Here is an 18,322-nt window from a genome sequence, read left to right as displayed (position 1 = left end):
TATGTCGGACCAGCCCAACGAAATCCTCGCCGCCGCCGCCGCGGCCAAGGCACAGCAGGCCGCCGCCGCCAAGACGCGCGACCCGTCGACCAAGAGCCATTGGCCGATGCGCATCATCGGCGTCGGCATCGGCTCCGCCGCGGTCGCCGCCGCGGTGCTGTTCGCGAATTCCGGCAAGAAGAAGGACTGAGCCGGCCGGCGGCCGGGGACGTCCGGTGCGATTGCAGGTTTTGCATCCTGACTTTCGCTTTTTGCAATTGCGAGGCAGGCTGCTGCACTGCACAAAGAGCGTGCCTTTCAGGCATCCTCTCCTAAAAACTTTTACGGCCGGTCGTCTCGATCGGCCTTTCTTTTTGTCTGCGGATGCGGCACGTCAGTGCCACCGTGTTCGGGCGGATCGAAACAGAAACGGCAGGAGAGGAGCCGCCGGCAAGACCGGCAACGGCCCGACCGGATGGGCGGGGGATGCGAGCCTGCGGCTCTCCCCCGCCGCCTCTTTCGGTTTTCTCAGCACGAGGCACAGCCAAGATGATCGCGATCGGAACCAGGGTCGATGAGACCGGCACGTTGATCCGCGACGGCGGTGCCTTCTACCTGCGCCGCGATTCGGGCGGGCGGTTCGAACTGGAGCTGCACCGTACGCCGGTCGATCTGGTCGAGAAGCGCGTGCGGCTGGTCGGGACGCTGGTCGGCCCCGATCTGGTCAACGCCGACGGCGTGGCCCCGGTGTGAAGACCCCGCCCCTCTCCGACGATTATGCCCGCGGCCGGCGCGACGGGCTGCGGCTGGCGCTGGCGATCCTCGCGGTCGAGGAAGCGAAATGGGCCGCGCTGCTCGGGGAGAGCCCGTCCTGGCGGACCAATGCGACGCGCGAGGTGCGCCACAAGACGCTGCAAGTGGCACAGACCCGCGTGCAGACCGCGCTGAACCGGCTGACGCCCAAGGGCGAGGCGGCGACGATCGACGGCGAACTCGCCGCCGCGCTCGACAAGATCGGCCTGTAGCTCAGCGGCCGTCCGTGGCAGATGCGGGTGCTGTGCGCAGCGTGATCCGGGTGATCTCCGGCGGCCGGCCGAGGCGCAGTGCGAAGCCCGGCCACAGGCCGGTGCCGTTGCTGACGTAGAGCGTCATCCCCGCCACCGCATAGCGGCCCGAGACGAAGCCGCCGTTGGCGGGCCTGAACAGCCGGTCGAGCCCGGCGATCATCCCGCCATGGGTATGCCCCGACAATTGCAGCGCGACGCCGCGCGCCGCGGCGTGGCGGGCGTTGCGCGGCTGATGATCGAGCAGGATGACCGGCGCGGCGACGGGACGACGCAACAGCGCGGCGTCGAGATCGGGGCCGGCCTCGCCGTGCGACGCGGCGGACAGATCGGTCACGCCGGCGAGCACGATCGCGGCGCTGCCGCGTGTCAGCACGCGGTGGGCGTTCGGCAGCATGCGGAAGCCGAGCCCGGCGAGATGCCGCATCCACTCGCCATAATCGAAGAAATATTCGTGGTTGCCCGGGATCGCATAGACGCCGTCGGGCGCGCGCAGCCCGGCGAGCGGCGCGACATCGGCACGGCGCATCTCGACCGAGCCATCGATGAAATCGCCGGTCACGACGATGAGGTCGGCGCCCGCGGCATTGCTGCGATCGACCACGGCGCGCGCCCAGCGCTGCGGAAACAGCCGGCTGATGTGCAGGTCGGTGAGCTGGACCAGCCGATAGCCGTCGAACGCCGGCGGCAGGCCGGGCACCGCGACCGCGATGTCGCGCACCGGCGGCACACGGATCGCGCCGGCGACGCCGATCGCCGCCAGCAGCGCCGCGATCCCGGCGGCGGCATAGCGCATGGCATCGGGCACGCCCGCCACCTCGCGCCGGATCAGCATCGTCGCCAGCGTGCCCAGATCGAGCACGATCTGCAGCAAGGCCAGCAACACAAGCGTGCCGAACGCCCAGTTGAACAGGATGACGATCCCGCGCGGGAATTCCGGCGCGAATACCGATCCCGAGGACAGGCGGCTCCAAAGATGATATTGCGAAGCCGCCAGCAGTAGCACCGCCGCCCCGCCCTTCGCCCAGATCGGCAGCGACAGCGGCAGCAGCCAGCGCAGGATGACGTACAGCGACGGCGTCGCGAAAATCAGGTGGAAGATCGTCATTCTCCTGGCGGCGACCCGCCGCTACGCCGCCGGGTGCCGGCCTGCCTCTACCTGCACTCAGCTCGGGTGGGCAGCGCTTTCGACGGCGGCGTCACCCGTGTCGGTCGGCATCGTCGCGATCGAGCCGACGTCGCCTTCCGCCTGTTCGGCAAGCTTCATCTGTTCGTAGGCGATCTCGAGGTCGGCGACGCCCGAGCCGGTCGGCTGCATCGGCAGGTCGCCGAAACCGTCGATGGGGGCGTCCTGGGGGGTGCGATCGGTCATCATTCTCTCCTCGTGTCGGCGCATCAACGCTTGGGTCCGGGACTGGTCGCATGGCCGATCGATCGCAATATTCATGACCTGTGTCAGGAACTTAGATCAGTGCACCGCATTGGGCGCAGATCAGGGAGAGCGCATCGCCACATTCGGCCTGCCGACGCCCGAGCGCTGGCGGGAGCCGTTATGACCCATGTGCTGATCATCGAAGATTCCTATCTGTTCGGGCAGTTCGTCTCCGACGCGGCGCTGCTCGCCGGCGCCGACACCACCGAGATCGTCGAGACGCAGGCCGCAGCCGAGGATGCCGCGCGCCGCTGCATGCCGGGGATGATCATCGCCGATGTGAAGCTTGTCCATGGCTCCGGGGTCAGCGCGGTCGAGCATATCGCCACCGGCAAAGGCATCCCGGTCCTCTACGTCACGGGCTATCCCGAACGCTGCAACGCATGCCCGCCGGGCGCGACGGTGATCGAGAAGCCGGTGTCGCACGACAGGCTGCAACAGTCGATCAGCCGCCTGATCGACGATCATGCCGCACGTCTCGCGGCGCATTGACGCCGACCGACCTTCGCGGCGGTAAGGTGGAGCCGCCGCCAGCGGATGCGGCGACGGCTCCGACAGTCCTGGAGAACTGCACACGAAGGATTGGGAGAACCCTTCCTGCTGGGCACGGGCTCTAAAGGTTAACGGTCACAAGTCGACCCGAAAACCGGCCAGTGTACGCAACCGTACACTCGCGGCGTTCCTGTCCGCCCCCGTCGTCGTCGCCTGGCGCATTGGCAAAGCCGGCGGCAGCGGCTAAGCCCGCCGACGGTGCCGGTTACCGGCATCATGATCGCGTCGGTGCTCTCCGCAAGGGGGCGTAAATGGGAATGCGGTGCGGAGCTTCGGCTCCTATGCCGCGGCTGTCCCTGCAACTGTAAGCGGCGAGTGACGGACACATGCCTTTCCGGCGACGGGAAGGCGGCCACTGGCTAGGGTTCGCCCGATCCGGGAAGGCCGTGCCCCGAACCATGACCCGCGAGCCAGGAAACCTGCCGACGATAAGGTCGCTCTTGCTTTGGTCCAGGGGATGGCCGGGGCACGGTGTTCCGTCTGAGCGACGAAGACCCATGCGGCGGGGCCGCATCGGTGCGTGGCGCGGGCGACATGCGAAGCGCCGGTCCGTCGCTCGCGCACCGGCCATTGCGCCCCACCGTGTTCTCGTCGTCGCGGCGCTCGCGAAGGAACATCCGTGGCCGATCCACAGCTTGCCAAGATACCCGTCACCATCGTCACCGGCTTCCTCGGCGCCGGCAAGACCACGCTGATCAGCCATCTGATCCGCAATGCCGGCGGTCGCCGGCTTGCGGTCGTGGTCAATGAATTCGGCACCCTGGGTGTCGATGGCGACATCCTGAAGGGCTGCGCGATCCCCGATTGCCCGGCCGAGAACGTCGTCGAACTGGCCAACGGCTGCATCTGCTGCACCGTCGCGGACGATTTCATCCCGACCGTCGAGACCTTGCTCGCGCTCGACCCGCGGCCCGATCATATCCTGATCGAGACCTCTGGCCTCGCCCTGCCCAAGCCGTTGCTCAAGGCGTTCGACTGGCCGGCGATCCGGTCGCGCATCACCGTCGACGGCGTCATCGCGCTTGCCGATGCCGAGGCGGTCGCCGCCGGCCGCTTCGCGCCGGACGTCGCCGCGCTCGACGCGCAGCGCGCCGCCGATCCGGGCATCGACCACGAAACGCCGTTATCCGAAGTGTTCGAGGACCAGCTCGCCTGCGCCGACATGGTGCTGCTGACCAAGGTCGACCTCGCCGGGCCCGAGGGGGTCGCCGCCGCCCGCGCGGTGATCGCCGCCGAGGCACCGCGGCCGGTCCCGGTGGTCGAGATGGTCGACGGCGTGATCGATCCCGCCGTGATCCTCGGCCTCGATGCCGCCGCCGAGGACGATATCGCCGCCCGCCCCTCGCATCACGACGGCGAGGATGAGCATGAGCACGACGATTTCGACAGCCTCGTCCACGAGACCGGCGAGATCGACGATCCCGCCACCCTTGTGGCGCGGATCGAGCGGCTCGCGCGCGAGTTCGACGTGCTGCGCGTCAAGGGCTATGCGGCGGTCCGCGGCAAGCCGATGCGGCTGCTGGTCCAGGCGGTCGGCGCACGGGTGCGGACGCAATACGACCGGCCGTGGCGCCCCGGCGAGGCCCGCGCGACCCGGCTGGTCGTCATCGCCGAGCACGACCGGATCGACCCCGCGACGATCGGACCCGTGCTGAACGGCTGAGCACCCGCGATGCACGTCGTCTTCCGCGAGAGCCACGGACTGGAGGAGACCGCGAGCCCGCGCGATCTCGGCCAGCGCCCGGCGGATCTCGTCGTCCTGTCCTTTTCCGACAGCGACCTCGGCGCGTTCGCGGCGGGCTGGCATGCCGCGCGTGGCAGCGATGTGCCGCTGCCGTCGCTGCGGCTCGCCAATCTTGCCGATCTCGCGCATCCGCTGTCGGTCGACACCTATGTCGAGCGGACGCTGGCGGGCGCGAAGGGCATATTGATCCGGCTGATCGGCGGCCGCTCCTATTGGTCCTATGGCCTGCAACAGGTCGAGGCGCTGGCGCGGACCCGCGGCATCGCGCTGGCGGTGCTCGCCGCGGACGGACGCGCGGACGCCGCGCTGGCCGCCGCCTCGACGGTGCCGGACTCGACGCTGCGCCGGCTCGCCACGCTATGCGACACCGGCGGCGCGGTCGCGGCGCAGGCGGCGCTGGCGCAGCTCGCGCTCGCCGCGGGACTGGCGGCGGGACCGGTGCGCGGGGTGCGCGACATCGCGCCGGTGGGCGCATGGAGCGCCGCGACGGGCATCGCCTGTCCGGCGGCGCTGGCGATGCAGCCGGACCCGCGACCGCGCGTGCTGCTCACCTTCTACCGCTCCTATCTGCTTGCCGCCGACCTCGACCCGGTCGCCGCGCTGGCCGACGCGCTGACGGCGCGCGGCTTCGCGGTCGTGCCGTTGTTCGCGCCGTCGCTGAAGGATGCCCATGCCCGCGGCTGGATCGCGCGCTGGGTGGCGGCGCTGGCGCCGGTCGCGATCGTCAACGCCACCGCCTTTGCCGCGCGCGACGATCACGCCTCGCCGCTGGACGCCGCCGACGTGCCGGTGTTCCAGGTCGCGCTCGCCACCTCGACCCATGCAGCCTGGGCCGACAGCCCGCGCGGCTTGTCCCCCGCCGATCTGGCGATGCATGTCGTGCTGCCCGAGGTGGATGGCCGCATCTTCGCGGGGCTGGCGAGTTGCAAGCAGGATGCGGTGCGCGATCCGGCGCTCGACTATGCCCGCCGCGCGCATGCCGCCGACCCGGCGCGCGTCGCGGCGATCGCCGATCGCGTCGCCGCCTGGGTGTCGCTCGGCCGGACCGCGCCCGCCGCGCGGCGACTCGCGCTGATCCTGTCGACCTATCCGGGCAAGAGCCACCAGATGGCGCATGCTGTGGGGCTCGACGCGCTTGCCTCGGCGGAGGCGATGCTGGCCGATCTCGCCGCCGCCGGCCATGCCGCAGGCACGGGCGCGGGCGCGCCGCTCGCCGCAGCGTTGACGCACGAGCGGCTGCCCTGGCCGATCGCGGCCTATCGCAGCGCGCTCGCGACCCTGCCCCCAGCGTTGCGCGAAGACCTGGCTGCCGCCTGGGGCGAACCGGAGGACGACCCGGCGGTCGTCGACGGCGCCTTCCACTTCGCCGCGACGCTGCGCGGCGACACGCTGGTCGCGCTGCAACCCGAGCGGGGCTCGCCGGCGGCCCGCGCCGACGAATATCACGATCTGTCGCGCGTGCCGCGCCATGCCTATGTCGCCTTCTACCTGTGGCTGCGCAGTCGCGGCTGCGATGCGGCGATCCAGATCGGGGCGCACGGCACGCTCGAATGGCTGCCGGGCAAGGCGGTGGCGCTGTCCGACACCTGCTGGCCCGAGGCGCTGACCGGCGCCTTGCCGATCCTCTATCCGTTCATCGTCAACGATCCCGGCGAGGCGGCACAGGCCAAGCGCCGCACGGCCGCGGTCACGCTCGGCCATCTGCCGCCGCCGATGGTGGCCGCGGACGGTGGCGCGGGGCTGGGGCGGCTCGAGACGCTGCTCGACGAATTCTCCAACGCCGATGGCCTCGACCCGGCGCGGCGCGACCGGTTGCGGCGCGACATCGCCGACGAAGCGCAGGCGATCGGCCTCGCGGCCGAACTGGACCTTGCCGGCGCCGCCACCGCGGCGGAGGCGATCACCCGCATCGACGCCTTCGTCTGCGACGTGAAGGACAGCCGCTTCGGCGACGGCCTGCATGTCTTCGGACGCGGCGCCTGCGGACCGGCGGAGCGCGACGGCCTGCTCGCCGCGCTCGACGGTCGCCGCGTCGCCGCCGGCCCGGCGGGATCGCCGCACCGCGGCCGCACCGACGTCCTTCCGACCGGGCGCAACCTGTTCGCGGTCGATCCGCGGGCGGTGCCGTCGCGCTCGGCGCATCTGCAGGGGCAGCGGCTCGCCGACGAGCTGATCCGCCGCCACCTGCAGGATCACGGCGACTATCCCCGCGGGCTGGTCGTCGACCTGTGGGGATCAGCGACGATGCGCACCGCCGGGGAGGAGTTCGCGATGGCGCTGCACCTGCTCGGCGCCGCGCCGGTCTGGGATACCGGCTCCGAGCGGGTCACCGGCGTCGAGATCCTGCCGCTGGCGATGCTCGACCGGCCGCGGATCGACGTGACGCTGCGCATCTCCGGCCTGTTCCGCGACACCTTCGCGCCGCTGTGCACGCTGTTCGGCCAGGCGGTGCGGGCCCTCGCCGCGCGCGATGAGCCGGCCGACTGGAACCCGTTCGTCGGCCGCGCCGCATCGGCGCGCGTCTATGGCCCGGCGCCGGGCCGCTACGGGCTGGGCATCGGCGATGCCGCCGACACCTATACCGATACCGCACACGCCGCGGCGGGCGAGGCATGGCTGGCGGCATCGTCCTTCGCCTTCGACGGCACCGAGGCGGAGGCGGATACCGCCGGGCTGCGCGCGCGCGTGTCCGCGGCCGACGCCTTCGTCCATCTCCAGGACCTGCCCGAAAGCGACCTGCTGCTCGCCGGCGATTATGCCGCGCACGAAGGCGGGTTCGCCGCGGCGCAGGCGGTGACCGGCGGCAACGCGGCGCTCTACCATCTCGACGCGCGCAATCCCGAACGGCTGCGCGCGCGCAGCCTGCGCGAGGAGATCGCGCGCGTCGTCCGCGGCCGGGCTGCGCAGCCGGCGTGGGTCGAGGGGATGATGCGCCACGGCTTCCGCGGCGCCGCCGAGATCGCCGCGACGCTCGACCATCTCGGTGCCTTCGCGCATCTTGCGCGGGTGGTGACGCCCGAGCTGATCGATCTGTACCATGACGCAACGCTCGGCCGCGACGCGGTGCGCGCCTTCCTCGCCGCCGCCAATCCCGGCGCCCTCGCCGCGATGGAGGCGCGTTTCGCCGCGCTGCATCGCTCGGGCCTGTGGCCGACGCGGCGCAATGCGATCCTGGCGGCGCTGGCATGAGCGTGGTGCGCGGCTGGTGCCCGACCGCGTGGCAGCCGATGGCGGCGGGTGACGGGCTGATCCTGCGCGTCCGCCCGCGGCTGGCGCATCTGACACCGGCGCAAGCGCGGACGATCGGCGCGGTCGCGGAGACGCATGGCAACGGCCAGATCGACCTGACCAACCGCGCCGCGCTCCAGCTGCGCGGCATGTGCGAGGCGGAGTGGCCGCCTGCATTGGCAGCGCTGATCCACGCCGGCCTCGTCGATCCCGATCCGGTGCGTGAGGCTCGGGTGATGCTGGTCGCCCCGGGGTGGCGAGAGGGTGACGACACGCATCGCATCGCCGGCGCGCTGTTCGACCGCCTCGATACGCTGCCGGCGCTGCCCGGCAAGATCGGCTTCGCGATCGATGCCGGTGACGCGCCGGTGCTGGACGATAGCCCCGCCGATTTCCGCATCGCGCGCGGCGCGGCGGGCGGGCTGATCCTGCGCGCCGAGGGTCGCGCCACGGTATGGACGCTGGTGCCGGGCGAGGAAGTGACCGCGCTGGTCGCATTGGTGGAATGGTTCGTCGCGAGCGGCGGTATCGCCGCCGGGCGGATGGCGCGCCATGTGGCGCCCTTGCCCGATCGCCTCCCCGGCAGCGTCGCCGCATGCTCCGCCGACAGCAGGAGCCGGCAAGCCCCGAACGCCGGCGAGGACTGCCCTGCCTGGCCATGGGCTTCCGCGGCTGCGGGCGCACGTCGCGCTTGCGGCGAAAAGACGCGCGGCACCGCCATCGGCATGCCGTTCGGGCGGATCGCGGCAGCGACGCTCGCCGATCTCGCCGCGCGGCCGGGCGTCACCGGGCTGCGCGTGACGCCGTGGCGGACGCTGCTGGTCGAGGGGCTCGATCCCGCCGGCCCCGGCCTGCCCGTCTCCACCCCCGCCGAACGCGCCGTCGACGCCTGCGTCGGGGCACCGGCCTGCCCGCAGGCGAGCGTCGAGACGCGTGCGCTCGCCCGGCGGCTCGCCCCGCACGTCGCGGGGCGGCTGCACGTGTCCGGCTGTGCCAAGGGCTGTGCCCGTGCCGCTCCCGCCGATGTCGTCGCCACCGGTCGCGACGGCCGTTTCGACCTCGCCTTTCACGCCCGTGCCGGCGCTCCCGCCACCATCACGGGCCTGTCGCCCGCCGATCTCATCGCCCGTCTCGAAAGCCCCACCCGTGCCGCATAGCTACGAAACCGACGGCGCCGCGATCTATCGCCGCTCGTTCGCCATCATCCGTGCCGAGGCCGACCTCGCGCGCTTCCCGCCAGAGGAGGAGCCGGTCGCGGTGCGCATGATCCATGCCGCGGGGCTCGTCGAACTCGCCGCATCGATCCGCTTCTCCGACGGCTTCGCCGGCGCGGCGCGCGCGGCGCTTGCCGGGGGCGCGCCGATCCTGTGCGACGCGCGCATGGTGAGCGAAGGCATCACCCGTGCCCGCCTGCCGGCGGACAACGACGTGATCTGCACCTTGCACGATCCACAGGTGCCCGCGCTCGCCGCGGCGATGGCCAACACGCGCTCCGCCGCCGCGCTCGAACTGTGGCGGCCGCATCTCGCCGGTGCGGTGGTCGCGATCGGCAATGCGCCGACCGCGCTGTTCCACCTGCTCGACATGCTCGCCAACCCCGCCTGCCCGCGCCCGGCGGCGATCATCGGCTGCCCTGTCGGCTTCGTCGGCGCGTGCGAATCGAAGGACGCATTGTGGGCGGAACAGCCGGTGCCGTGCGCGATCGTCGCCGGGCGGCTCGGCGGCAGCGCGATCACCGTCGCCGCGGTCAACGCGCTCGCGAGCCGCGCCGAATGACGATCGGCATCGTGCATGGCGTCGGCCTCGGCCCCGGCGCCGCCGACCTGATGAGCGTGCGCGCGGACCGGCTGGTGCGCGGCGCGCGCCACCTCGCCTATTTCCGCAAGCGCGGCCGCGCCGGTCGCGCCCGCCGGCTGGTCGACGGCATGTTGCGCGCGGACGTGGTCGAATTCGCGATGGACTATCCGGTCACCACCGAGATCGCCGTCAGCGACCCCGCCTATAACGACTGCCTCGCCACCTTCTACGCGGACTGCACCGCGCATCTCGCCACGCTCGCCGAGGCCGGCGAGGAGGTGGTCGTGCTGTGCGAGGGCGACCCGTTCTTCTACGGATCGTTCATGCACCTGCATGCGCGGCTCGCCGGCCGGGTGCCGGTGCGGATCGTGCCCGGCATCACCGGCATGTCGGGCGCCTGGACCGCCACCGACCGGCCGATCACCTGGGGCGACGACGTGCTGACGATCGCCACCGCGACGCTGCCCGAGGCGGAACTGACCCGCCGCATCCGCGATACCGATGCGCTGGTCGTGATGAAGATCGGCCGCCACCTCGCCAAGCTGCGTCGCGCGGTCGCCGCCGCCGGGCGGACCGACGACGCATGGCTGGTCGAATATGCCGCGATGCCGGAACAGCGCGTCGTGCCGCTCGCCGCGGCCGGCAAGACCGCGCCCTATTTCGCGATCCTGCTGATCCACGGCCAGGGGCGGCGGCCGTGAGCGGCGGCTGGCTGGCGGTCGCCGGACTGGGGCCGGGCGACGCGGCACTGGTCACGCCCGAGGTGAGCGAGGCGCTGGATCAGGCGACCGACGTGATCGGCTATATCCCCTATGTCGCACGCGTCGCGCCGCAGCCGGGGCTGCGCCTGCACGCCAGCGACAATCGCGTCGAGATCGATCGCGCGGGCCACGCGCTGCGCCTCGCTGCGGAGGGCGCGCGCGTCGTGGTGGTGTCGTCGGGCGATCCCGGCGTGTTCGCGATGGCGGCGGCGGTGTTCGAGGCGCTGGAGGCGGGGCCGCCGGCGTGGCGCGACCTCGACATCCGCGTGCTGCCGGGGATCACCGCAATGCTTGCCGCGAGTGCGCGCGCCGGCGCGCCGCTCGGCCATGATTTCTGCGCGATCAACCTCTCCGACAATCTCAAGCCCTGGCCGCTGATCGCCCGCCGCCTCGCGCTCGCTGCCGAGGCGGATTTCGCCATCGCCTTCTACAATCCGCGTTCGCGCGCCCGGCCCGATACGCTCGATGCCGCCTTCGCGATCCTGCGCGCGGCGTGCGGCGACGATCGGCCGGTGCTCTTCGCCCGCGCCGTCACCACCGCGGAGGAATCGCTGCGCATCGTCTCGCTGTCGGAGGCGCAGGGCGCGATGGCCGACATGCGCACGATGGTGATCGTCGGATCGAGCCGCACACGGCTGATCGCGCGCGACGGCGCCCCGATCCTCTATACGCCGCGGTCGGCATGACCGAGCCAGGCAAACACTGCGGCGACGTCGTGCACCTCGGCGCGGTCGGGCAGCACCGGCCGGTCGATCAGCAGCACGGGCAGGCCGAGCGCGCGTGCCGCTGCCAGTTTCGCCGCCGCGCCGCTGCCGCCGGCATTCTTGGCGACGATCAGTTCGATCCGGTGCCGCTCGATCAACGCTCGGTCGCCGGCGAGGGTGAACGGCCCGCGATCGACGACCAGATCGTGATGCGGCAGTGCCGGCGGCGCGTCCGGCCGGTCGACGAAGCGGAGCAGATAATGGTGCTGCGGCCGGGCAGCGAAGGCCGCGACATGCATGCGGCCGAGCGCGAGCATCACCCGTCGCGCCGGGCCGTCGAGCGCCGCCACCGCGCCGGCGATGTCGGGCACGTGCGTCCAGCGGTCGCCGGCCTGCGCCTGCCAGGCGGGACGGGTCAGCGCGAGCAGCGGCACGCCTGCCGCCGCCGCCGCGGCGACGGCGTGGCTGCTCATCTGCGCGGCAAAGGGGTGGGTGGCATCGACCAGATGCGTCACTTGCTCGCGGCGGAGATAGTCGGTCAGTCCCGCCACCCCGCCGAAGCCGCCGATGCGCACCGGCACCGGCTGCGCCGCGGGTGCCGCGGTACGGCCGGCATAGCTGAGCGTCGCCCTTACTCCGTGTGCGGCGCAGGCGGCGGCGAGTGCGCTCGCCTCGGTCGTCCCGCCGAGGATCAGGAGATGGGGCATGGCTGAGGGCAATCCGTGGCTGACGATCGTCGGGATCGGCGAGGATGGACCGGCAGGCCTGTCCGCGGCAAGCCGCGCCGCGCTCGACGCCGCGCAATGGGTGACCGGCGCGCGCCGTCATCTCGCGCTGCTGCCGCCGCTCGCCTGTCCGGTGGAGCCCTGGCCGGTGCCGTTCGAGGCGGGGATCGCGCCGCTGCTCGCGCGGCGCGGCGAGCGCGTGGTGATGCTCGCCTCGGGCGATCCCTTCTGGTTCGGCGCCGGCGGCACGCTCGCACGCCATCTCGCGCCGGACGAGTGGATCGCCCACCCCGCCCCCTCGACCTTCGCGCTCGCCGCGGCGCGGCTCGGCTGGCGGCTGGAGGAAACCGCCTGCCTCGGTCTCCACGCCGCCCCGCTGACGCGGCTGCGCCCGCATTGCGCGCCCGGTCAGCGGGCGATCGTGCTGGTGCGCGACGGGGAGGCCGCGCTCGCCGCCGCGCAATATCTCAGCGGCGAGGGCTTCGGCGCGTCGCGGATCGCCGTCCTCGAAGCGCTCGGCGGACCACGCGAGCGGATTCGCCATGCCGCTGCCGCCACGCTGACGTTCGCCGACATCGCGCATCCCGTCGCGCTCGGCATCGCCTTCGCCGGGGACGGCGCGGTGCTGCCGCGGGCCACCGGCCTCGCCGACGACTGGTTCGACCATGACGGCCAGATCACCAAGCGGCCGGCGCGCGCACTGACGCTGTCGGCACTGGCACCGCGCCCCGGCGAGACGCTGTGGGACATCGGCACCGGATCGGGATCGATCGCGATCGAATGGCTGCTCGCCTGTCCCTCGACGCAGGCGGTCGGCTTCGAGCGCGATCCGGTTCGCGCCGCACGGGCGCGCGCCAATGCGGCGGCGCTCGGCGTTGATCGCCTCGTGGTGGTGGAGGGCGCGGCACCCGCCGTGCTCGCCGATCGCCAGCCGCCCGCTGCGGTCTTCGTCGGTGGCGGACTGAGCGAGGATCTGCTCGCCCGCCTGTTCGCCGACCTGCCGGCGGGCACGCGGCTGGTCGCCAATGCGGTGACGCTCGAATCGGAAGCGCTGCTCGCCGGCTGGCAGGCGCAGCGCAGCGGTCAGTTGCTGCGCATCGAACTTGCCGACGCGGCGTCGCTCGGCAGCCGTCGCGGCTGGCGATCGCATTTTCCGCTGGTCCAGTGGAGCGTGACGCTGTGATCGTCGCCGGCTTCGGCTGCCGCGCAGGCGCGACCGCGGCATCGCTGCGCGCGGCGCTGACGCTCGCGAGCGCAGACCATGCCGCGGCGATGCTCGCCATCGCCGCCGACCGGCTCGCGATCGCCGCGCCGCTGGCTGACGATCTCGCCCTGCCGCTCGTCGGCATCGCTGCCGACACGCTCGCCGCCATCGCCACGCCGACCCGCTCGCCGGCCAGCCTCGCCGCGCGCGGCACCGGCAGCGTCGCCGAGGCCGCCGCTCTGGCCGCCGCCGGTCCCGGCGCGCGGCTTCTCGTCTCGCGCCGCATCTCGCCCGACCGCATGGCGACCTGCGCGCTCGCCATTCCACAGGAAACCCCAGCATGACCGTCCATTTCATCGGCGCCGGCCCCGGCGCACCCGATCTGCTGACCTTGCGTGGGCGCGATCGGATCGCGGCGTCGCCGGTCTGTCTCTACGCGGGGTCACTGGTGCCCGCCGCGCTGCTCGATCATTGCCCGCCGGACGCGCGCGTCGTGAACACCGCATCGCTGTCGCTCGACGAGATCATCGCCGAGATCGTCACCGCGCACGAGGCGGGGCAGGATGTCGCGCGGCTCCATTCGGGCGACCTGTCGATCTGGTCGGCGATGGGCGAGCAGCTGCGCCGGCTGCGCGCGCTCGGCATCCCGGTCACCGTCACCCCCGGCGTGCCCGCCTTCGCCGCCGCCGCCGCCGCGCTGGAGGCGGAACTGACCCTGCCCGGCCTCGCCCAGTCGGTCGTGCTGACCCGCACCCCCGGCCGTGCCAGCGCGATGCCCGATACGGAGACGCTCGCCGCCTTTGCGGCGACCGGCGCGACGCTCGCCATCCATCTGTCGATCCACCGGCTGGCCGATATCGTCGCGGACCTGACCGCGCATTACGGTGCCGACTGCCCCGCCGCCATCGTCTGGCGCGCGAGCTGGCCCGACCAGCGTATCGTCCGCGCCACGCTCGCCGGCCTCGTCGCCGCGGCGGCAGGCGGCCCCGAGCGCACCGCGCTGATCCTGATCGGTCGCGTGCTCGATGCCGAGGCGTTCGCCGAGAGCAGCCTCTATGCGGTGGGCTACGATCGCCGGTTCCGCCCGCAATCGGCCGAGTCGCCGTTCGCGGGAGGCGAGACGGCATGACCCCCGGTCTGATGATCGCCGCGCCCGCCTCGGGCACCGGCAAGACGACGGTGATGCTCGGCCTCTTGCGCGCCTTCGCCGACGCCGGCCTGACGGTGCAGCCGTTCAAGAGCGGCCCCGATTACATCGACCCCGCCTTCCACCGCGCGGCGAGCGGCCGGGCATCGTTCAACCTCGACAGCTGGGCGATGCCGGCGGCGCTGCTCGACGGTCTCGGCGATCATGCCGCCGATGCCGATCTGGTGCTTGCCGAGGGATCGATGGGGCTGTTCGACGGTGTCGCCCGCGCCGGCGCGACCGGCAACGGCGCCAGCGCCGATATCGCGGCGCGGATGGGCTGGCCGGTGGTGCTGGTGCTCGACGTGTCGGGGCAGGCGCAGTCCGCCGCCGCCACCGCATTGGGCTTCGCGCGCTTCGACCCCGCCGTGCCCATCGCCGGCGTGATCCTGAACCGCGTCGCCAGTCCGCGCCACGAACGGCTGGCAAGGGTCGGCATGGAGGCGGTGGGCATCCGGGTATTCGGCAGCCTGCCGCGACGCGGCGATCTGCAATTGCCCGAACGCCACCTCGGCCTCGTCCAGGCGGCGGAACATCCCGATCTCGATGCCCGGATCGCGGCCTATGCGGCCTTCCTGTCGGCGCACGTCGACCTTGCCGGGCTGCGCGACGCCGCCGCTGCCGCCGCGCGCCCGGCGACGACGCCGCCGCGTCTCGTGCCGCCGGCGCAGCGCATCGCGCTGGCACGCGACGAGGCCTTCTCGTTCACCTATCCGCATCTGCTCGACGGCTGGCGCGCCGCCGGGGCGGAGATCCTGCCCTTCTCGCCGCTGGCCGACGAGGCGCCCGACGCCGGGGCCGATCTGGTCTGGCTGCCCGGCGGTTATCCCGAGCTGCACGCCGGCCGGCTCGCCGCCGCGGAGCGGTTCCGCCGCGCGCTCCACGTGCATGCCGAGACGCGTGCCGTCCATGGCGAGTGCGGCGGCTATATGGCGCTCGGCGCGGCATTGATCGACGCCGCCGGCGTACGCCACCGCATGGCGGGGCTGCTCGGCCTCGTCACCAGCTACGAACAACGGCGGATGCATCTCGGCTATCGCCGCGCCGCGCTGCAGGCGCCGCTGGCGGGCTTCGCCGCCGGCACGACGCTGGCGGGTCACGAATTCCACTATTCGACGATCCTCGACCAGCCCGATGCGGCGCTGGCGCGCGTCACCGATGCGGAGGGGACCGAGCTTGCCGACACCGGATCGTATCGCGACCGCGTCTCGGGCACCTTCTTCCACCTGATCGCGGCGGTCGGATGAGCGGTTTCGTCTCCTTCGTCGGCTCGGGGCCGGGTGATCCCGATCTGCTGACGCTGAAAGCCGTCGACCGGCTGCGCAGCGCCGACATCGTCCTGTTCGACGACCTGTCGGCGGGTCCGGTGCTGCGCCACGTCCGGCCGGATGCCGATCTGGTCGCGGTCGGCAAGCGCGCCGGCCGCCCCTCCCCCAGCCAGAGCCACGTCTCGGCCCTGCTCGTCGCCCATGCCGCGACCGGCGCGCGCGTCGTCCGGCTAAAGTCGGGCGATCCCGCGATCTTCGGCCGGCTGGAGGAGGAGATCGTCGCGTTGCGCGAGGCGGGCATCGGGTTCGAGATCGTCCCCGGCATCAGTTCGGCGAGCGCGGCGGCAGCGGCGGCGGCGATCCCGCTCACCCGGCGGCTGTCGGCGCGGCGCGTCCAGTTCGTCACCGGCCATGACGTCACCGGCACATTGCCGCAGGCGCGCAACATGGCGGCGCTCGCCGACCCCGACGCGACCACCGTCGTCTTCATGCCCAAGCGCACCTTCCCCGCGCTCGCCGCCGACCTTGCCGCGCACGGCCTGCCGCCCGACACGCCCGCGCTGTTCGCCGAGAATGTCGGTCACCCCGACCAGCGGCTGACGCGCACCACGATCGCCGCGCTCGCCGACCGGCTGCGCGACGCCGTGTCGGAGGCGCCGGCGCTGATCCTCTACGGCCCGTTGATGGAGGAGGCGTGATCCACCTCGACCTGATCGGCATCGGCACCGGCAATCCCGACCATCTCACCCGCGCCGCCGAACGCGCGATGCGCGCCGCCGACCTGATCCTGCTGCCGCGCAAGCGCGCCGACACCGCCGACCTCATCGACCTGCGCCAGGCGCTTTGCGCGGAGGTGCTGACCGGCGCGACCCGCGTCGTCGTGTTCGACCTGCCCGAGCGCGCCGCCGATGGTCCCTATCTCGGCGCGGTACGGTCCTGGCACGACGCGATCGCCGCGGCCTGGGCAGAGGCGATCGCGACGCATCTTCCCGACGGCGGCCGGCTGGCGCTGCTCGTCTGGGGCGACCCCTCGCTCTACGACAGCACGTTGCGCATCGCGGCACGGCTGCGCAGCGGCGGCATGGCGCTGCACGTCACGGTCGTTCCCGGCATCACCAGCCTGCAGGCACTCACCGCCGCGCATGCCATCCCGCTCAACACGCTCGCCGCGCCGGTGCTGGTCACCACCGGCCGCCGCCTGCGCGCCGGGGGCTGGCCGGCCGGGATCGACACGCTCGCAGTGATGCTCGACGGCGCATGCGCCTTCACGACGCTCGATCCCGCCGGCGTCACGATGTGGTGGGGGGCCTATCTCGGCATGGCGCAACAGGCGCTCGCCGCCGGTCCGCTCGCCGAGGTCGGGGCGACGATCCAGGCGCGTCGCGCCGAACTGCGCGCCGAGCATGGCTGGATCATGGACACCTATCTGCTGCGCCGGACCGCACCATGATTGCGCCGGATTTCGACGATGCGTTCCGCGATACGCTCGACCTGCTGCTCCACTGGCGCCGCGACGTGCGCCATTTCCGCCGCGATCCGGTGGCGGAGGAGGCGATGCAGGCGCTGTTTGCCGCCGCCGCGCTGGCGCCGTCGGTCGGCAACGCCCAGCCGTGGCGCTTCGTGCGGCTGCGCTCGCCCGGACTGCGCGAGACGCTCGCCGCGCATGTCGATGCCGCCAGTGCCGCCGCGGCGGAGCGCCTTGCCGATGCCGACCGGCGGGCGCTCTATGGCCGGCTCAAGCTGCACGGGCTGCGCGAGGCGCCCGAACTGCTCGCGGTGTTCAACGACGAGGCGCCTGCCGCCGGCCACGGCCTTGGCCGCGCGACGATGCCGGAGATGCTGCGCTATTCGACGGTGATGGCGATCCACACGATGTGGCTGGCGGCGCGGGCGCGCGGCATCGGGCTTGGCTGGGTATCGATCCTCGATCCTGATCATGTCACCGATCTGCTCGACGTGCCCCCCGGGTGGAGGCTGATCGCGCTGCTCTGCATCGGCTATCCCGAGGCGCCCGCCGGTTCGCCCGAACTCGAACGCCGCGGCTGGCAGGCGCGCGAACCGCTCGCCGATCGCCTGTTCGACCGCTGACCGTTCAGCCGGCGCGCAGTTCCTGCAACCGCCAGCGGCGGTGCCGCGACAGCACGACGACCGACAGCGGCGCGATGTCGATCGCCATCGTCGCCGCCACCGGCACCGCGAGCGCATGCGCGATCGCCGCGCGCAGCACCGCGGCGTGGCTGACCGCCAGCACCCGCCCCTCCGCCAGAGCATCGAGCCATGCGCCCACCCGGTCGCGCACCGCCGCCATACTCTCCCCACCCGGCGCACCGGTTTCGGGCGCGGCCAGCCAGTCCGCCAGCGCCGCCGCGGGCAGCCCGTCGAGGCTGCGACCCGTCCAATCGCCCGCATCGATATCGCGCAGCGCCGGTTCCTCTGCCGCGACGACGCCGATCAGCGCCGCGGTCTCGCGCGCCGCCGCCGCCGGACTGACCCAGCAGCGCTCCGCCGCCGGCCCGGTCAGGGCGAGCGCCTGCACCTTGGCGCGGCCGCCGGCGTCGAGAGGATCGGCCGGGTTGGCGAAGCGTGTGGCGCGGGTCGCCGCGGTGGCGCCCGCGCAGAGCAGGACAAGGCGGGTCAGCATCGGCGGCAGTCTCCTGATCGGTTGACGCGTCCCCGCC

At 72.7% G+C, this 18,322-nt stretch carries 21 protein-coding genes and 1 riboswitch; of the genes, 17 read left to right on the top strand and 4 right to left on the bottom strand.

Features of this window, described 5'->3' with window-relative positions; translation table 11 throughout:
- Position 1 precedes the first annotated feature (1 nt).
- From HD841_RS17015 to HD841_RS17005, 3 genes are all read left to right on the top strand, one after another.
- On the top strand, positions 2-190 hold the full coding sequence (locus HD841_RS17015; protein ID WP_179510089.1) for a hypothetical protein: 189 nt from the start codon (positions 2-4) through the stop codon (positions 188-190).
- A gap of 338 nt (positions 191-528) precedes the next feature.
- Positions 529-732, top strand: a complete 204-nt coding sequence (locus HD841_RS17010) for a DUF5818 domain-containing protein (RefSeq protein WP_038665404.1) — start codon at positions 529-531, stop codon at positions 730-732.
- Complete coding sequence (locus HD841_RS17005) at positions 729-1,004, top strand: hypothetical protein (RefSeq protein WP_179510088.1); 276 nt, start codon at positions 729-731, stop codon at positions 1,002-1,004. The genes HD841_RS17010 and HD841_RS17005 overlap by 4 nt, the downstream gene beginning before the upstream one ends.
- 1 nt (position 1,005) lies before the next feature.
- On the opposite strand, the gene HD841_RS17000 is transcribed toward HD841_RS17005, so the two are convergent.
- The gene (locus tag HD841_RS17000) at positions 1,006-2,151 is read right to left on the bottom strand and encodes a metallophosphoesterase (RefSeq protein ID WP_218845609.1); all 1,146 of its coding nucleotides are present in this window, start codon (positions 2,149-2,151) and stop codon (positions 1,006-1,008) included.
- 57 nt (positions 2,152-2,208) lie between these two features.
- Positions 2,209-2,415 carry a hypothetical protein gene (locus HD841_RS16995; RefSeq protein WP_179510000.1) on the bottom strand — a complete coding sequence of 69 codons (207 nt, stop codon included), beginning with the start codon at positions 2,413-2,415 and terminating at the stop codon, positions 2,209-2,211.
- A 180-nt stretch (positions 2,416-2,595) separates the two neighbouring features.
- Here HD841_RS16995 and HD841_RS16990 point away from each other — a divergent pair, with 180 nt between their 5' ends.
- The 7 genes from HD841_RS16990 (at position 2,596) to cobJ (ending at position 11,243) form a co-directional block, all read left to right on the top strand.
- Entirely contained in the window at positions 2,596-2,967 is a 372-nt protein-coding gene (locus HD841_RS16990; RefSeq protein ID WP_179510087.1) for a response regulator, read from the top strand.
- Between the two features lie 269 nt (positions 2,968-3,236).
- Positions 3,237-3,468: riboswitch (cobalamin riboswitch) on the top strand.
- Positions 3,469-3,646: 178 nt separating this feature from the next.
- Positions 3,647-4,690, top strand: coding sequence for a cobalamin biosynthesis protein CobW (gene cobW, locus HD841_RS16985; RefSeq protein WP_179510086.1), 1,044 nt, complete (start codon positions 3,647-3,649; stop codon positions 4,688-4,690).
- A gap of 9 nt (positions 4,691-4,699) precedes the next feature.
- On the top strand, positions 4,700-7,960 hold the full coding sequence (gene cobN / locus HD841_RS16980; RefSeq protein ID WP_179510085.1) for a cobaltochelatase subunit CobN: 3,261 nt from the start codon (positions 4,700-4,702) through the stop codon (positions 7,958-7,960).
- A complete protein-coding gene (locus tag HD841_RS16975) occupies positions 7,957-9,156 on the top strand; it encodes a cobalamin biosynthesis protein CobG (RefSeq protein WP_179510084.1) in 1,200 nt (399 codons plus the stop codon). The genes cobN and HD841_RS16975 overlap by 4 nt, the downstream gene beginning before the upstream one ends.
- Complete coding sequence (locus HD841_RS16970) at positions 9,146-9,775, top strand: precorrin-8X methylmutase (RefSeq protein WP_179510083.1); 630 nt, start codon at positions 9,146-9,148, stop codon at positions 9,773-9,775. Before HD841_RS16975 ends, HD841_RS16970 begins: the two co-directional genes overlap by 11 nt.
- Positions 9,772-10,497, top strand: a complete 726-nt coding sequence (gene cobI, locus HD841_RS16965; RefSeq protein ID WP_179510082.1) for a precorrin-2 C(20)-methyltransferase — start codon at positions 9,772-9,774, stop codon at positions 10,495-10,497. The genes HD841_RS16970 and cobI overlap by 4 nt, the downstream gene beginning before the upstream one ends.
- Positions 10,494-11,243, top strand: coding sequence for a precorrin-3B C(17)-methyltransferase (cobJ, locus tag HD841_RS16960; RefSeq protein WP_373563055.1), 750 nt, complete (start codon positions 10,494-10,496; stop codon positions 11,241-11,243). The genes cobI and cobJ overlap by 4 nt, the downstream gene beginning before the upstream one ends.
- On the opposite strand, the gene HD841_RS16955 is transcribed toward cobJ, so the two are convergent.
- Positions 11,222-11,968: a cobalt-precorrin-6A reductase gene (locus HD841_RS16955; protein WP_179510080.1), complete on the bottom strand. Its 747-nt coding sequence runs from the start codon at positions 11,966-11,968 to the stop codon at positions 11,222-11,224. The two genes, cobJ and HD841_RS16955, sit on opposite strands and share 22 nt — an antisense overlap.
- Here HD841_RS16955 and cbiE point away from each other — a divergent pair.
- Genes cbiE through bluB form a run of 7 tightly spaced genes read left to right on the top strand, consistent with a single transcriptional unit; the run spans position 11,967 to position 17,732 of the window.
- Positions 11,967-13,169, top strand: a complete 1,203-nt coding sequence (gene cbiE, locus HD841_RS16950) for a precorrin-6y C5,15-methyltransferase (decarboxylating) subunit CbiE (RefSeq protein WP_179510079.1) — start codon at positions 11,967-11,969, stop codon at positions 13,167-13,169. The genes HD841_RS16955 and cbiE overlap by 2 nt on opposite strands.
- Positions 13,166-13,534 carry a cobalamin biosynthesis protein gene (locus HD841_RS16945; protein WP_179510078.1) on the top strand — a complete coding sequence of 123 codons (369 nt, stop codon included), beginning with the start codon at positions 13,166-13,168 and terminating at the stop codon, positions 13,532-13,534. Before cbiE ends, HD841_RS16945 begins: the two co-directional genes overlap by 4 nt.
- Positions 13,531-14,319 (top strand): precorrin-4 C(11)-methyltransferase, encoded by a 789-nt coding sequence (gene cobM, locus HD841_RS16940; RefSeq protein WP_179510077.1) that lies wholly within the window; start codon positions 13,531-13,533, stop codon positions 14,317-14,319. The genes HD841_RS16945 and cobM overlap by 4 nt, the downstream gene beginning before the upstream one ends.
- On the top strand, positions 14,316-15,623 hold the full coding sequence (locus HD841_RS16935; RefSeq protein ID WP_179510076.1) for a cobyrinate a,c-diamide synthase: 1,308 nt from the start codon (positions 14,316-14,318) through the stop codon (positions 15,621-15,623). Before cobM ends, HD841_RS16935 begins: the two co-directional genes overlap by 4 nt.
- Positions 15,620-16,342: a uroporphyrinogen-III C-methyltransferase gene (gene cobA / locus HD841_RS16930; protein WP_179510075.1), complete on the top strand. Its 723-nt coding sequence runs from the start codon at positions 15,620-15,622 to the stop codon at positions 16,340-16,342. The genes HD841_RS16935 and cobA overlap by 4 nt, the downstream gene beginning before the upstream one ends.
- Positions 16,339-17,094 (top strand): precorrin-6A synthase (deacetylating), encoded by a 756-nt coding sequence (cobF, locus tag HD841_RS16925; RefSeq protein WP_179510074.1) that lies wholly within the window; start codon positions 16,339-16,341, stop codon positions 17,092-17,094. The genes cobA and cobF overlap by 4 nt, the downstream gene beginning before the upstream one ends.
- A complete protein-coding gene (gene bluB / locus HD841_RS16920) occupies positions 17,091-17,732 on the top strand; it encodes a 5,6-dimethylbenzimidazole synthase (protein WP_179510073.1) in 642 nt (213 codons plus the stop codon). The genes cobF and bluB overlap by 4 nt, the downstream gene beginning before the upstream one ends.
- 4 nt (positions 17,733-17,736) lie before the next feature.
- On the opposite strand, the gene HD841_RS16915 is transcribed toward bluB, so the two are convergent.
- Positions 17,737-18,285: a histidine phosphatase family protein gene (locus HD841_RS16915; RefSeq protein WP_179510072.1), complete on the bottom strand. Its 549-nt coding sequence runs from the start codon at positions 18,283-18,285 to the stop codon at positions 17,737-17,739.
- Positions 18,286-18,322: the final 37 nt, after the last annotated feature.

It is taken from the genome of Sphingomonas melonis (assembly GCF_013409985.1).
Classification (GTDB): domain Bacteria; phylum Pseudomonadota; class Alphaproteobacteria; order Sphingomonadales; family Sphingomonadaceae; genus Sphingomonas; species Sphingomonas melonis_A.
This window is presented reverse-complemented; position numbering and strand designations above follow the sequence as displayed.

Excerpts from the sequence above, each read along its gene's own strand:
- cbiE (WP_179510079.1), top strand. The coding sequence starts at position 11,967 with ATGGCTGAGGGCAATCCGTGGCTGACGATCGTCGGGATCGGCGAGGAT.
- HD841_RS16975 (WP_179510084.1), top strand. The coding sequence starts at position 7,957 with ATGAGCGTGGTGCGCGGCTGGTGCCCGACCGCGTGGCAGCCGATGGCG.
- cobI (WP_179510082.1), top strand. The coding sequence starts at position 9,772 with ATGACGATCGGCATCGTGCATGGCGTCGGCCTCGGCCCCGGCGCCGCC.
- HD841_RS16935 (WP_179510076.1), top strand. The coding sequence starts at position 14,316 with ATGACCCCCGGTCTGATGATCGCCGCGCCCGCCTCGGGCACCGGCAAG.
- cobN (WP_179510085.1), top strand. The coding sequence starts at position 4,700 with ATGCACGTCGTCTTCCGCGAGAGCCACGGACTGGAGGAGACCGCGAGC.
- HD841_RS17015 (WP_179510089.1), top strand. The coding sequence starts at position 2 with ATGTCGGACCAGCCCAACGAAATCCTCGCCGCCGCCGCCGCGGCCAAG.
- cobA (WP_179510075.1), top strand. The coding sequence starts at position 15,620 with ATGAGCGGTTTCGTCTCCTTCGTCGGCTCGGGGCCGGGTGATCCCGAT.
- HD841_RS16915 (WP_179510072.1), bottom strand. The coding sequence starts at position 18,285 with ATGCTGACCCGCCTTGTCCTGCTCTGCGCGGGCGCCACCGCGGCGACC.
- HD841_RS16995 (WP_179510000.1), bottom strand. The coding sequence starts at position 2,415 with ATGACCGATCGCACCCCCCAGGACGCCCCCATCGACGGTTTCGGCGAC.
- HD841_RS16990 (WP_179510087.1), top strand. The coding sequence starts at position 2,596 with ATGACCCATGTGCTGATCATCGAAGATTCCTATCTGTTCGGGCAGTTC.
- HD841_RS17000 (WP_218845609.1), bottom strand. The coding sequence starts at position 2,151 with ATGACGATCTTCCACCTGATTTTCGCGACGCCGTCGCTGTACGTCATC.
- HD841_RS17010 (WP_038665404.1), top strand. The coding sequence starts at position 529 with ATGATCGCGATCGGAACCAGGGTCGATGAGACCGGCACGTTGATCCGC.
- bluB (WP_179510073.1), top strand. The coding sequence starts at position 17,091 with ATGATTGCGCCGGATTTCGACGATGCGTTCCGCGATACGCTCGACCTG.
- cobM (WP_179510077.1), top strand. The coding sequence starts at position 13,531 with ATGACCGTCCATTTCATCGGCGCCGGCCCCGGCGCACCCGATCTGCTG.
- HD841_RS16955 (WP_179510080.1), bottom strand. The coding sequence starts at position 11,968 with ATGCCCCATCTCCTGATCCTCGGCGGGACGACCGAGGCGAGCGCACTC.